The organism is Rhizobium terricola (genome assembly GCF_012927355.1).
In the GTDB taxonomy this organism is placed as follows: domain Bacteria; phylum Pseudomonadota; class Alphaproteobacteria; order Rhizobiales; family Rhizobiaceae; genus Allorhizobium; species Allorhizobium terricola.
In genome coordinates, this window is record NZ_JABBGK010000002.1 from 469185 (window position 1) to 483070 (window position 13886).

The 13886-nt window shown below is 61.8% G+C and carries 13 protein-coding genes; 1 reads left to right on the forward strand and 12 read right to left on the reverse strand.

Annotated features, from left to right (window positions below; translation table 11 throughout):
- Positions 1-10: 10 nt before the first annotated feature.
- The 4 genes from bglA to HHL25_RS12005 form a co-directional block, all read right to left on the reverse strand.
- Positions 11-1666 carry a beta-galactosidase BglA gene (bglA, locus tag HHL25_RS11990; protein WP_169590712.1) on the reverse strand — a complete coding sequence of 552 codons (1656 nt, stop codon included), beginning with the start codon at positions 1664-1666 and terminating at the stop codon, positions 11-13.
- Positions 1667-1707: 41 nt separating this feature from the next.
- Entirely contained in the window at positions 1708-2856 is a 1149-nt protein-coding gene (locus HHL25_RS11995) for a carbohydrate ABC transporter permease (RefSeq protein WP_169590714.1), read from the reverse strand.
- Between the two features lies 1 nt (position 2857).
- Positions 2858-3868 carry a carbohydrate ABC transporter permease gene (locus HHL25_RS12000; protein ID WP_169590717.1) on the reverse strand — a complete coding sequence of 337 codons (1011 nt, stop codon included), beginning with the start codon at positions 3866-3868 and terminating at the stop codon, positions 2858-2860.
- Positions 3869-3985: 117 nt separating this feature from the next.
- Positions 3986-5347: an ABC transporter substrate-binding protein gene (locus HHL25_RS12005; RefSeq protein WP_169590719.1), complete on the reverse strand. Its 1362-nt coding sequence runs from the start codon at positions 5345-5347 to the stop codon at positions 3986-3988.
- 298 nt (positions 5348-5645) lie between these two features.
- On the opposite strand from HHL25_RS12005, the gene HHL25_RS12010 reads away from it, so the two are divergent.
- Positions 5646-6671 (forward strand): LacI family DNA-binding transcriptional regulator, encoded by a 1026-nt coding sequence (locus tag HHL25_RS12010; protein ID WP_169590721.1) that lies wholly within the window; start codon positions 5646-5648, stop codon positions 6669-6671.
- 44 nt (positions 6672-6715) lie between these two features.
- On the opposite strand, the gene folD is transcribed toward HHL25_RS12010, so the two are convergent.
- From folD to flhA, 8 genes are all read right to left on the reverse strand, one after another.
- The gene (gene folD, locus HHL25_RS12015) at positions 6716-7615 is read right to left on the reverse strand and encodes a bifunctional methylenetetrahydrofolate dehydrogenase/methenyltetrahydrofolate cyclohydrolase FolD (protein ID WP_169590723.1); all 900 of its coding nucleotides are present in this window, start codon (positions 7613-7615) and stop codon (positions 6716-6718) included.
- A 234-nt stretch (positions 7616-7849) separates the two neighbouring features.
- Positions 7850-8635, reverse strand: coding sequence for a WecB/TagA/CpsF family glycosyltransferase (locus HHL25_RS12020; RefSeq protein WP_169590726.1), 786 nt, complete (start codon positions 8633-8635; stop codon positions 7850-7852).
- Positions 8636-8976: 341 nt separating this feature from the next.
- Positions 8977-9516, reverse strand: a complete 540-nt coding sequence (locus HHL25_RS12025) for a hypothetical protein (protein WP_169590728.1) — start codon at positions 9514-9516, stop codon at positions 8977-8979.
- Complete coding sequence (locus HHL25_RS12030; RefSeq protein WP_169590731.1) at positions 9516-9881, reverse strand: hypothetical protein; 366 nt, start codon at positions 9879-9881, stop codon at positions 9516-9518. Before HHL25_RS12030 ends, HHL25_RS12025 begins: the two co-directional genes overlap by 1 nt.
- A 24-nt stretch (positions 9882-9905) precedes the next feature.
- On the reverse strand, positions 9906-10460 hold the full coding sequence (locus HHL25_RS12035) for a rod-binding protein (RefSeq protein WP_169590733.1): 555 nt from the start codon (positions 10458-10460) through the stop codon (positions 9906-9908).
- 37 nt (positions 10461-10497) lie between these two features.
- Positions 10498-10908: a hypothetical protein gene (locus tag HHL25_RS12040; RefSeq protein ID WP_169590736.1), complete on the reverse strand. Its 411-nt coding sequence runs from the start codon at positions 10906-10908 to the stop codon at positions 10498-10500.
- 30 nt (positions 10909-10938) lie between these two features.
- Entirely contained in the window at positions 10939-11688 is a 750-nt protein-coding gene (gene fliR, locus HHL25_RS12045) for a flagellar biosynthetic protein FliR (protein WP_169590738.1), read from the reverse strand.
- Complete coding sequence (flhA, locus tag HHL25_RS12050) at positions 11685-13772, reverse strand: flagellar biosynthesis protein FlhA (RefSeq protein ID WP_169590740.1); 2088 nt, start codon at positions 13770-13772, stop codon at positions 11685-11687. Before flhA ends, fliR begins: the two co-directional genes overlap by 4 nt.
- Positions 13773-13886 lie beyond the last annotated feature (114 nt).

The following is a 13886-nucleotide window of genomic DNA, read 5'->3' on the forward strand; positions in this document are numbered from 1 at the left end:
TTCCTCCCAATCAGGCGTGGCGCGCGAAATGTGCGCCCCAGGCCGGAAGTTCAACCCTGTCGTCTTCGGTCTTGCTGTCGAAACCGTGTCCACCCAATGCATGCCAACTGCCGGCCGGAAGAACGGCCGTTGCCGGCTCGGCGCTCATGTTGAACAGGCAGAGCAGCGTCTCATTGCCCAAGGTCCGGGTGTAGACCAGCACATTGCCCTGAACCGGATGGAAAACGATGCCGCCTTTGGCAAAGGCGGGGTTTTCCTTCCGGAACGCCAGGAACCGGCGGTATTGCTCAAGCACGCTGCCGGCAACGCCCTGCTGCGTATCCACGGCCTTCAGGACATGTTCCACCGGGATCGGCAGCCAGGTCTTCGGAGCGCTGGAAAAGCCCGCCTGGGCGGTCTTGCTGTCCCACACCATGGGCGTGCGGCAACCGTCGCGGCCCTTGAACTCCGGCCAGAACTGGATGCCATAGGGATCCTGCAGGTCCTCGAAGGCGATGTCGGCTTCGGTGAGGCCGAGTTCCTCACCCTGATAGATGCAGACCGATCCGCGCTGCGTCATCAGGATGGCGGCCAACTGCTTGGCATAGGCGTCGCGGTCGAGAACCTCCGCCCCCCAGCGGCTGACATGGCGGACGACATCGTGGTTGGAGAATGCCCAGCAGGCCCAGCCCTCGGGAGCGGCCTCGGCAAACGCCTGCTGCACTTCGGCGACACGCGCCGGCGTCAGCGGATCGGGCGCCAGAAACTCGAAGGCGTAGCACATGTGCATCTTGTCGCCGCCGGACGTGTATTCGCCGACGATTTCGAGCCCGCGCTGGCTGTCGCCGACCTCGCCGACGGCAGCGATTGCCGGGAACTGGTCGAGCAGCGCACGGAACCGCTTGAGGAAGGCAATGTTTTCCGGGCGGTTCTTGTCGTAGATGTGCTCCTGGAAATTGTAGGGATTGACCGCCGGCGCCGTCGAGGCATTGCGGCGTTCCGGTGCGAGCGCCGGATTGTCGCGCAGTTCCTTGTCGTGGAAATAGAAGTTGATGGTGTCGAGACGGAAACCGTCGACGCCACGCTCCAGCCAGAAACGGGTCGCGGCGAGCAGCGCGTCCTGGACCTCGGGATTGTGCAGATTGAGGTCGGGCTGCGAGGTCAGGAAGTTATGCAGGTAATACTGCATGCGGGTCGGATCCCAGTGCCAGCCGGAGCCGCCGAAAATCGACAGCCAGTTGTTCGGCGGCGTGCCGTCCGGCTTGGCGTCGGCCCAGACATACCAGTCCGCCTTGGCATTGAAGCGCGACGAACGGCTCTCGACGAACCACGGATGCTGGTCGGAGGTGTGGGACATCACGAGATCGATCATGACCCTGACGCCGACGCGATGGGCCTCGGCGATCAGGCCGTCGAAATCGGCAAGCGAGCCGAACATCGGATCGACATCGACATAGTTCGACACGTCGTAGCCGAAATCCTTCATCGGCGAGGTGAAGAACGGCGAGATCCAGATCGCGTCGGCCCCGAGGGCCGCGATATGCGGCAGACGGGCCGTGATGCCCTTGAGGTCGCCGATGCCGTCTCCGTTGGAGTCCTGATAGGAGCGCGGGTAGATCTGGTAGATCACCGCGCCGCGCCACCAGTCCTTGTCGGCGGAGAGGATCGATTGGGTCGTTGCAGTCATGTTCAGTCCTTGTCGATGCAATCAGTTTTTAAGCAACCGTCTCAACCGCCCTTGACCGAACCTGCGAGCAGGCCACGGACGAGATAACGTTGGAGGGAGAAGAAGACGAAGAGGGGCACGACGATCGTGATGAAGGCCGAGGCGGTGAGGATCTCCCACTTGCCGCCGCGGCTGCCGAGCAGGTTGACCAGGCGACCGGTCAGGACCAGTTCATTGTCGCCGGTACCGAGGAAGACCATGGCCACCAGAAGGTCGTTCCAGGTCCAGAGGAACTGGAAGATGGCAAACGAGGCGAGCGCCGGATAGGAGAGCGGCAGCACGATCTTCATGAAGATGGTGAAATCGGATGCGCCGTCGACGCGGGCTGATTCCATGATCTCGCGCGGCAGACCGGCGATGTAGTTGCGCAGAAGGTAGATGGCGAGCGGCAGGCCGAAGCCCATATGGGCAAGCCAGATGCCGAGATACGTCTTCGACGGCACGCCAAAGAAGGCGCCGACGCCATTGTACATGCGCAAGAGCGGGATCAGCGACATCTGCAGCGGCACGACCAGGAGGCCGACGATGACGGCCAGAATGAGCGCCCGGCCCGGAAATTTCATCCAGGCAAGCGCATAGGCCGCAAAGGCCGCCACCAGGATCGGAATGATGGTCGAGGGAATGGCGACGGTCAGCGAGTTCAGGAAGGACTTGCCGATGCCCTCGGCAGTCAGCACCGTCTCGTAGTTTTCCAGCGTGAAGCGTGGGGGAATGCCAGCGGTGTAGAAGATGCGCTGGCCGCGGGTTCCCTCGAAGGCCTTGGGCGAAGTCAGCCGGAAGTCACCGTTTGGCGCAACCGTGAGCTTGACGCCGTCCTTCAGTTCGGCGCTGGCACCAGCCTCGAATGCAGCGGGGTCCTGGCTCGATGAACCGAAGGCCGTAACGTTGCCCTTGCCCCCCTCGAAGACGTTGCCGGAAATGACGAACTGGCCGTTTTCCTCGACCTGCTTGTCCGGCCCTGGGGCACGGTAAATGGCATTCTGGGTCGAGGTGGCGAGAGCCGTCCACCAACCGGAGGCGACGATCTGGTTCTTGTCGCGCAGTGCCGAAACGAAAAGGCCGGCGGTCGGAAGGGTCCACAGGGCGACGAGGAAGAGCACCGAAAGATGGACCGCCCAGGTCAACGGAGAGCGAATGCTGCCCTTGTGCATGTCAGCGTCCTTCCATTTCGCGGCGGGCGTTGCGGATGTTCCAGATCATGATCGGCACGACCATGATCATGATGACCACAGCGATCGAAGCGCCGCGGCCGAAATCGCCGCCGCCGCGGAACATCCAGTCGAACATCAGGTTGGCGAGAACCTGTGTCTGCCACTGGCCGTTGGTCATGGCGAGCACGATGTCGAAGACCTTGAGGACGAGGATGGTGATCGTCGTCCAGACCACGGCAATCGTGCCCCAGATCTGCGGCACCTTGATCTTCAGGAAGATCTGCCAGGGATTGGCGCCGTCGATGACCGCCGCCTCGATGGTCTCCTCCGGAATGCCGCGCAGCGCCGCCGACAGGAGCACCATGGCAAAGCCCGTCTGGATCCAGACGAGGATGACCATCAGGAAGAAGTTGTTCCAGAACGGCAGGGTGATCCAGATCTGCGGCTCACCGCCGAGCGCCACGACGATGGCGTTCAGGATGCCGATCTGTTCGGCACCGATGTCGCGGTAGTCGTAGACGAACTTCCAGATGACCGAGGCGCCGACGAAGGAAATCGCCATCGGCATGAAGATCAGCGACTTTGCGATGTTGCCCCACCAGATGCGGTCGGTCAGCGCCGCGATGATCAGGCCGAACAGGGTCGAGGCCGCCGGCACGACGATAAGCCACAGCATGTTGTTGTAGATCGACTGGCGGAACTCACCGTCGAAGAACATCCAGCGGTAGTTGGCGAAGCCGACGAAATTCTCGCCCGACCGGTCGTAGAGGGAATAGGCGACCGAGGAAAAGAACGGATAGACGAGGTAGACCGACAGCGAGATGAGCGCCGGCGCTAGGAAAAGCCAGGGCCGGATCATGCTGGCACGGCGGATGTTGCGCGACGCCTCCATCGCATCCGCGACGCGCGACGGGAAGATCGTGTCGAGCAGGAAGTTCGAGCCATAGAAATAGCCAATGGCGCCGGCAACCCCGATCACGATTGTCAGTAGGGCGTAGAGTAGCTGTTCCAAGGTTCCCTCCCCGGCCGATCGCCGGCAGCCCGAACGGGCGTGCGGCAAAAGTCGTCCTGCCGTTTGCCCGCCGCGCTCCGGTTCGGGAGCACGGCGGGATCGTTCACGTCGAGAAGCTTACTTCAGGGAGTCCCAGACCTTCTGGATGCCGGCGGCGACGTCGGCTGCGGACTTGCCGCCGGTGTAGTCGACCATGCCCGTCCAGAATGCGCCCGCGCCGATCTTGCCCGGCATCAGGTCGGAACCGTCGAAGCGGAAGGTCGTGGCATTGAGCAGGATATCGCCCTGCTTGGCCATCGGCCCGTTGGCATAGGCCTCCTTGTTGGCAGCCTTGTACGGCGTCAGGAAGCTGGACTGTGCCATCCACAGTTCATGGGCGATCGGCGTCTTCAGGAAGTCGAAGAAGACACGGGCAGCCGGCGTATCCTTGGTGAGGATGGCGAGCGTGCCGGCGCCGAGCACCGGATTGCCGAGATCCTTCTTGGCCTCGTAGGGCGGCATGTAGAAGAAGTCGGCATCCTCGCCGACGACCGTGCCTTCAGGGAAGAAGGAGGGAATGAACGAGGCCTGGTGGTGCAGGTAGCACTTCGGCGGGGACGCGAAGAGGCCCTTCGGGCTGTCGCGGAAGTCGGTGGAGGCAACGGCGGAGGCGCCACCGTCGACGAACTTGTCGTTCTTGGCGAACCAGCCGAACTCGTCGATCGCGCCGAGAACCGCCGGATCATCGAACTTGATCTCGTTCGACACCCACTTGTCGTAGACGTCCGCCGGCTGCGTGCGCAGCATCAGGTCCTCGACCCAGTCGGTGGCCGGCCAGCCGGTGGCGCCGCCGGAGCCAAGGCCGATGCACCAGGGCGTGCCGCCGTCGGCGACGATCTTCTCGGTCAGGGCCTTCAGCTCTTCCATGGTCTTCGGGACTTCATAGCCGGCATCCTCGAAGTTTTCCGGTACGTACCAGACCAGCGACTTCACGTCGATCTTGTAGGGGAAGCCGTAGATGGCCGGATTGCCGTCCTTGCCCTTGTAGGTGGCGAGATCGACCCAGGACTGGCCGGCGGCGTAGTTCTCGAGAAGCCAGGTCTTCACGTCGTCGCCGAGCGGCACCAGATGACCCTTGGAGGCAAGGTCGGCAATCAGGCCGGGCTGCGGCAGGATGGCAATGTCCGGCGGGCTGCCGGCCTGCGTATCGATGACGATCTGCTGTTCGTAGTTCTCGGAGGAGGAGTATTTCACGTCGATGCCGGTCGCGTCCTCGAAGTAGGCCAGGATGCTCTCGAAGAGCGCCTGGTCTTCACCGCGCCACGGGCCGAAGATCGTCACGGACTGGCCGCTCGAACCGCCATGCGCCTTCTTGAACTCTTCATAGCTCGCCCAGTTGAACTTGGCGTCCTCACCGGGCTTGAACTTCAGGTCGGCAGCTCCGGCAGCTCCGGCAAGGAGCCCGGCAACGGCGGCGGTCATCAGGAAAATCTTCTTCATGTGATTTACCTCCCATCACATTTCGGACGGGCAGTGTCCCGTCTCGCAAATTGAAAGACATACATTCAAAGCGCTTTGGCCTTTAGGACATCACATCCAGCTCGAAGGGGAGTCAAGCACAAATCCGGATTTGCCGCAAATGGTCGCAACTTGCCGCTGAAGATTTGGGCGGCTGCCCTTCATTCAACCATTTTCCTGTTCCTGAGCCCTGCCGCTCCTGATAGACAGACCCAAGCGCTTTGAATTTCCGGGTGACGAAACGGGGTTGCGAGAGGCAAAGCGCAGGAGGAAAGCCGCCGTGAATCTGAAGCAGTTGTCGCAGTTGCTTGGCCTGTCCCAGACCACGATCAGCCGTGCCATCAACGGCTATCCGGAGGTTAGCGAGGAGACCCGCCAGCGCGTGCTGAAGGCCGCAAAGGAGACGGGCTACAGGCCGAACAGGGCCGCACAGAGGCTCGCCACCGGCAAGGCAGGATCGATCGGTCTCGTGATGCCGATCGAGCCCAACGACAATTCCGACATCCACTTCGCGGAATTCCAGCGCGGCCTTGCGGAGGAGGCGCTCAAGCACGACTTCCATTTCGTCATCATGCCTGCCCATCCGCACGACGAGGAACAGGCGATCCGCTGGCTGGTCGCGAGCGGCAGCGTGGATGCCTATTACCTCGCTTATCTGCGCGAGAAGGACCCGCGCATCGCGATGGCAAAGTCACTTCCGGTGCCGTTCATCGCTCATGGCCGTTCCTTTGGCCTGGAAACAGATTATCCGTTCCTCGACGTCGACAATGAAGGTGCCTTTCGCGATGCCGCCCGCCTGCTCGTGCAATTGGGCCATCGTCGCTTCGGGTTACTGAACGGGCCTGAGGAATTCGATTTCGCGATCCGCCGCAAGCTCGGCACACTGTCCGCACTCGGAGAGAAGGGCATCACGCTTGCGCCTTCGGCCATGCGCCACACGGCGATGACCGACGAAGCGGGGTTCCGCGGTATGTCCGAGCTTCTGGAACTGCCGGAGCGGCCGACGGCCGTGCTCTGTGCCAGTACCGTGCTGGCACTCGGCGCCGTGCGCGCCATCAACCGGGCCGGACTGAAGCTCGGCGAGGACATTTCGCTGATCGCCCATGACGACGTCCTGCCGCTTCTGAAGCCGGAAAACTTCACGGTGCCGCTGACGACGACGCGGTCGTCTCTCCGTGCGGCCGGCATACGCATCGCGCAGCGGCTTATTGCGGCGATCATGAAGAGCGAGCCGCAGCCTGCGCAGCACGAACTTTGGACGGCCGACCTCGTGATCCGAGCGTCGACAGGCCCCGCTCCTCAATAGAAAACAAGGGGGAACAAAGCCAAGGCCTGCCCCCTCTCATTGGATCAGAACTTCGGCGCCACCTTGCCCTGGGCACGGTAGGCGGCAATGACGGTGTTCGCCATCAGCATGGCGATGGTCATCGGGCCGACGCCACCGGGAACCGGGCTGATGGCTGCCGCAACCGGCGCGCATTCCGCGAATGCGACGTCGCCCACCAGCTTGTACTTGCCTTCGCCCTTTTCCGGCGCCGGCACGCGGTTGATGCCGACGTCGATCACGGTTGCGCCCGGCTTCAGCCAGTCGGCCTTGACCATTTCGGCACGGCCGACGGCTGCGACCAGAATGTCTGCATTGCGGGCGATCGCCGGAAGATCACGGCTGCGCGAATGACCGATCGTGACCGTCGCATTGGCAGCCAGAAGAAGCTGAGCCATGGGCTTGCCGAAAAGGTTGGAGCGGCCGATCACCATGGCATTGAGGCCGGAAAGATCGCGGCCGTGGATCTGCCGGACCAGCAGCATGGCACCGGCCGGAGTGCAGGATACGAGGCCGGTCTCGGCGTCGCCGGTGGCGAGCTTTCCGGCGTTGACGACATGCAGGCCGTCGACGTCTTTCTCCGGCAGGATCGACTGGATGACCGGATCGGAATCGAGATGCTTCGGCAGCGGCAGCTGCACGAGGATGCCATCGATCTCGGGATCGGCATTGAGCTCTGCGACCAGCCCCATCAGAGTTTCCTGCGAGGTCTCCTCCGGCAGCGTGTGCTGGACGGACTTGAAGCCGCACTGCTTCGCCATCTTGCTCTTCGAGCTGACATAGGCATGGCTGGCCGGGTCGTTGCCGACAATCACCACCGCAAGACCGGGCTTGCGACCCGTGTCGCGCTCCAGCGCCGTTGCTGCCGACGTTACTGCATCCACCACCGAAGCGGCGGCCTTCTTGCCATCAATCACCGTTGTCACGAGAGCACCCCTTGCTTGCGTTTGCCGACAATCTAGCCGCCGGAAATGGAGCGTATTTGCCTCTTCCCGCCCTATCGTGTCAAATTCAACCGCATCGCCGTCGGGAATGAGCGACCGGACGCCGCAGGCGGTGCGATCGGGCCTTTTCGGTGAAAATGCAGGCTGAGACAGGCGCGAGATCGCGACCGCGCGCGATGGCGCCGGGTCATGGTCTTTTCCGTTGTCGCGACAGGTTTATCCGTCGAGGGCGGCCGGCGGCCCCAGCACCTTGAAGCGGACGACATGGGCGAGAAAGACCGGGATGCCGATCACGTAGCGGTACCAGAGGCGTTGGGGCTCCCGCCAAAGCCGGTAGACCCATTCGCAACGAACGCGCCGCATCCAGCCGGGCGCACGCGGGACGCGGCCGGAGATGAAATCGAACAGAGCCCCGACGCCGAGCACCAGGCGCGCATGCTCCGGCCGGATGTTGCGGTCGATCCAGATTTCTTGGAGCGGCGTACCCATCGCGACGAGCAGGATGTCGAGGCGTGCCTGCTCAAGATCCTGCAGGATCTTCGCACAATCGGCCTTGTCGAAGAAACCGTCGGAGATCTCGATGAACTCGTGCCAGGGCGCGTGCCTGCGGAAGTTCTCCGCTGCCGCCTTGAGCACGTCCGGCTTTCCGCCGATCAGCCCGATCCGCCGCGGCCCCTCCATGTAAGTGAGCATGGCCGGGACGAAATCGGTGCCGTTCAGGTTGGCGAGGAATTTCTCGCCGTTGAGCACCCGCGAGGCGATATCCACGCCGATGCCGTCCGGCAGCAGGAGCGTGCGGCTCAGCGCCAAGCGATAGTCCGGGTCCGTCATCATGACATTGGCGTTGTTGGCGTTGATGAACGCCATGTGCGTCTGTCCGATCGGCAATGCGACGAGCTCGTTGACGAAGGAAAGCGCGCTATCCCAGGTCAGGTCGTAGATCGGCATGCCGAACAACGGCATCCGCGGGGCCGGAAGCTGCAGGGCGGTGGGAGAGTTCATGCCCGCTCCCGACGCCGGCCGCCACCGGAACGCAGGCGGCCCGCCCCCTCGCCGGACACGCCGACGATGCCCGCGACAAGGGCTCTGCGAAAAACGGGATGGGCGAGAAACGAGACCAGGAAACGCATGATGCCACGCCATACGAGGAAAGATGGTGGCGTTGTATCAGCAGAACTTCAAATTCAAATTAAACCGATGCGACGCATTTTCCGTCACGCAACAAGACTTCGCTAACCCTGTTGCGGCGTGAGCCGGAAAGCCGGAGGAGCCCCCCAACGCAAGAGCGGCGGAACCAGTCCGCCGCTTTCGTTTTCGTACGCGAGATGCCAGGCGGCGAGACCTCAATGGCCCGATTTCGCCGGCTCTTCGACCTTGTCGCCCTCGATGACCTTGACCGGCTTACCCGGCGGCTTGGCTTCGCCCTCGCCGCTCGCACGCACATCATCCTTGGACAGATAGTCGAGCTGTTCGACGAGCACCTCCGAGACGAAGCCCTCGCCGAGATGGGCATTCAGGTCCGTCTTGATCTTCTCGCGGAAGGCCGCGACGTCGAAGGCACCCATGTTGGAGATGTCGACCATCTTGCTGCCGACCAGAAGGGTGAACAGCTCATCGGTCATCAGCTCGGTCATGGGCAGGTGCACGCCCTTGATCTTTTCCTTGTCCATCATGAAGGACACGCGGCCGAGGAAATAGCCACGCACGCTTCCGTCGGCAATCCAGGGAATGGTGATCGGTTCGCCGCGCACGAGTTCGAGAGCCGCCTTCTTGGCGTCCTCCTCGCTGACCTCTGCAGGTGCGGTTGCCAGATGGATCGAAAAATAGACCGCGCCCAGCGTGACCAGGCATGCCCACAATCCGGCGGCGATGATCTTGACCATCAGACCTCGCTGTACCGGAACTGTTCCTGGGAATAGGTGCCGTCGGCATCAGCATCACGCACAGCATTCTTCAACAGGTCGGCAACAGCCCGCACTGCGTTCATGTGCGCCTCGACGCGACGCGCGTTGAGCGCGAGCTTGTTCTTCACGCTGTGCATCTGCTCGACGTAGCCGAGCGCCAGTTCGCGCGGATCGGTGTCGCGGAACAGCATGGTGAGCTCGTAGAGGCAACGGCTCTTGTGCGCATTCGAGACCTTGAGATCGAACTCCGGATCCTTGCCGATGCGCTGGTTTTCATTGTCGATGATCGCTTCGAGCCGGCCGAGAACCGTCTTGATACGATAATCGCTGTTGATGACTTCCATGTGTGTTGCCCCGATTTTCGGTTGTTATGCTGTCGTTTGTTCGGTGGAGGAAACGCCGAGCGTCCGGCGTTCAAGGTCCATGACCATGTTGAGGGCAGCGCTGCGATCCTTTTCATCAGTCGCGGCGTTGACCACGTTGTCGCCACGATGGCGGGCGAGCTCCTCGGCGTACATCTGATCGGCGATGCCGACGCCACCGCTCTCGGAAATGACCTCGCCGATCTTCTCGGCCATCATGCTCTTCCAGATTTCGCCGGCATTGCCCTTGCCGTAGACCGCTTCGCTGTCTTCCGGCATCATCGAGGAGACGAAGTTCTGCAGAACGACGGCTTCGAATTCGCGGTAGACCTTCGGCGTCTCTTCCGTCTCGGTCTTCTTGACGTTGCCGAGACCCGCCGCGGAAGCAACGCTGTTGAGAATGTCGACGGCAGCCCCGAAGCCGACCCCCTTGGAGGTCAGGCTGCTCGCTTCCATCGCCACGCGACTGGTCTTGAGTTTTTCCTGGGCTGACGCCAGGACCATAGGATCTGCCGCGCGGACTACGTCCAGCACGAGATCGCTCGGAGGTGAAATGGCCACGATAATTGTCCCCGATGCCTTCGCTTCGTGACGACTATCACTCGTGAAGCTTGCTGGAGGCTGTCGTGGCAAAACGCAAGTCGACGAGATCGTAGATGGCATTGTCGTCGGCTTCGCGCTGCTCGAGTTCGCGCGCATCCTTGCGGTTTTCCTCCAGCCGGTCGCCCTTGGCGCGTTCCCGCAACACCTTCATTTCCTGGCTCTGTTGAAGGCTTGCCAGCTGTTTTTCCGTATTGGAGAGGCGGTCGAAGCGATCGGCGTAGTTTTGCGCAAAGAGGCGATGCAGGGGATCGAGCGATCCGATCGCGTCCATCACCGTATCCATCGCTGCGGAATTTTCCTCGCGGCGCTGGGCTGTCATCGCCAGATCGTTCTCCGCCATGCGCTCCATGTGGCGCTGGACGGTGACAAGCCGCTTCAGTTTTTCGGATTTTGTTTTCGGTGCCATGCAAGCTCCTTTACCCGGCTCGCTCCGGGATCACCCCTGGAACACAGTCAGGAAATTCTCGGCGAACTGGCGGATCATCGCCGCGATCGAAAAATAGAGAAGGAAGAGGCCACCCATCAAAAGGTATGGCGTGGAGATGAAGTAGATCGGGATCTGTGGTGCCAGCTTGTTGATCATGCCGATCGAGAAGTTGAACATCAGCCCGAAGATGATGAAGGGGCTCGCCAGCCGCAGCATCAGCATGAAGGTTGCGCCGAGCGTATCGGTCAGCGTGATCAACATCTTCTGCGTGTCGGGAACGCCGCCGAGCGGCATCAGGCCATAGGAATCGATCAAGGCCCTGATGACCACATGATGGAAATCAAACATGAAGAGCAGCAGCAGGCCGCCAAAACTGATCATGTTGGTCAGCTGGTTTTCGGCCGTGTCTTCGATGACGTCGGGCGTACCCGGTGCGCTGAAACCGATCGACATTGACATTGCCGAGCCGGCGAACTGAAGGCCGATGACATAGAGGCGCGGAATGAGCCCGTACATCGTTCCAATCAGCGTTTCGCCAAGAATGAGATGGATATACGCATAACCGCCGCCCGAAACCCGCGGATAGATCGTGTCCCACATGACCGGCAGGATGGCAAAGGAGATGGTCGCGGCCGACAACAGCCGGACCATCACGGGAATGCGGGCCGAGGAGAAACCCGGAAGCACCATGAAACAGGCGCCGATCCGGCAGAAGGCCACGAACATGGCCAGAACCGTCCCCTCGGGGTCGCTTATCATGAAATGGAACCCAGGATCTTGATCTCGATGCCCTTGGCGAGTTCCACATGCGAGAGGACCGGAAGGGTAGCGAACAGACGCTCGATAATCATGCGGACATAGGAGCGCGTTTCCGGCGACGTGACAAGCACGAAAGGCAGGCCGCGGTCCATGAATTCACGGATAACGCGGCTTGCCTCTTCCGAGAAGTCCTCGAGTGCACGTGGATCGATGTCGAACTCGACGATTTCACCCTTGGCATCACGCTTCAGGGCCTGGTGGAATGCGAGATCCCACTTCGAGCCGAGTCGCAGCACGCGCAGAACGCCGTTGTCGGTCAGGTCGCCGCACAGCTGCTGGGCCATGCGAACGCGCACATGCTCGACAATCTGCTCGGTCTTGCGGACATGCGGCGCGAGTTCGGCGACGGCTTCCAGGATCAGGTGCAGGTTGCGGATCGAGACGCGCTCGGCCAGCAGCAGCTTCAGCACGGCCTGCAGACCGGAATAGGACATGTGCGAGGAGCAGATCTCGTCCGCGAGCTTCTTGTATTCCGGGTCGAGGCGATCGATGAGGATCTTCACGTCCTTGTAGGACAGGAGCTGCGGCAGGTTGTTGCGGATGACTTCCGAAACGTGGGTGAGAACCACCGAGACGTTGTCGATCGGATGGAAGCCCTCGCGCTTGAGCTCTTCTGTGAAGGTTTCCAGCACCGACACGGCCGGCATGCCGAAGGCGGGTTCGCGGATCTCGTCCCCGGGCACCTTGGGCTTTCGGCCGGATCCGGTGACGACCAGCACTTCGCCGACACGCAGGTTGTTGGACGCAACCGTCGTGCCGTGGATGCGGATCTGGTAGGAGCGCTCCGGTATGCCAATGTCGTCGGTGACCTTGATTTCCGGAACGACGAATCCGTACTGGCTGGCGAACTTCTTGCGCATCTTGCCGACGCGGAAGGCCAGTTCCTGGTGGGCACCGAGCAGACGGGTCGACACCAGCTTGCCAAGCGCGAGCTCGATCTCGGCGGTCTTGAGCACCGACTTGACGGAGTCCTTTTCGGCTTCCTTGTTCTGGATGACCTTCTTTTCTTCCTGTTCGCGCTTGATCTTGTTCTCGGCCTCGATCTGGCGCGGAATGAACCAGCTGCCGAAAGCCATGATGCCGCCGAGGGCGAGGAAGGGGACCATTGGCAGGCCCGGCACGATCGAGAGCATGACCATCAGGCCTGCAGCAACGGACAGGGCACGCGGATAGCCGCTCAACTGATTGACGACAGCCTGGTCGGTGGAGCCCGGCGTGCCGCCGCGCGAAACCAGAAGGCCGGCGGCGAGCGAGACGATGAGGGCCGGAACCTGCGAAACGATACCGTCACCGACCGAGAGCTTGACGAAGACGTCTGCCGCCTCGCCGATTTCCATGCCGTGGCGGAAATAGCCGATGATGATGCCGCCGAAGACGTTGATGGCGGTGATGATGAGACCGGCGATGGCATCGCCGCGCACAAACTTCGAGGCACCGTCCATCGCGCCGAAGAAGGAGCTTTCCTGCTCCAGCTCGCGACGACGGAACTGCGCTTCCTTCTCGTCGATGATGCCGGCCGAGAGGTCGGCGTCGATCGACATCTGCTTGCCGGGGATGGCATCGAGGGTGAAGCGAGCGCCGACTTCCGCGATACGCGTGGCGCCCTTGGTGATGACGATGAAGTTCACCGTGATCAGGATCAGGAAGACGATCAGACCGATCACGAAGTCGCCGGACATCACGAGGCTGGAGAAGCCGGCAATGACGCCGCCCGCAGCCCCATGCCCCTCATGACCGTGGGACAGGATGACGCGCGTCGTCGCAATGTTGAGCGACAGGCGGATCATCGTCGAGATCAGCAGAATGGTCGGAAAGGACGAGAAATCCAGCGGGCGCTGGATCCATAGCGACACCATCAGGATCAAGACCGAGAACGCGATCGAGAACGCGAGGCCCATATCGATCAGGAACGGCGGAATGGGCAGGAAGAGGATGCAGAGGATGCCGACAATGCCCATTGCAAAGCCGATATCCCGGCCATTCGGGCTGACCTTCGGAATAATGATCGAGGTGGGCTGCGCCATGTATCGTTCCATCTCTTCATGAGAGGTCGACCGGAAACGCGGAGTTTTCGGCCATGTTCAACGAAGCGATAGCGGTCGAAGCTTGCGCGAGGGTGGCAACGGGGTCGAGGCGGA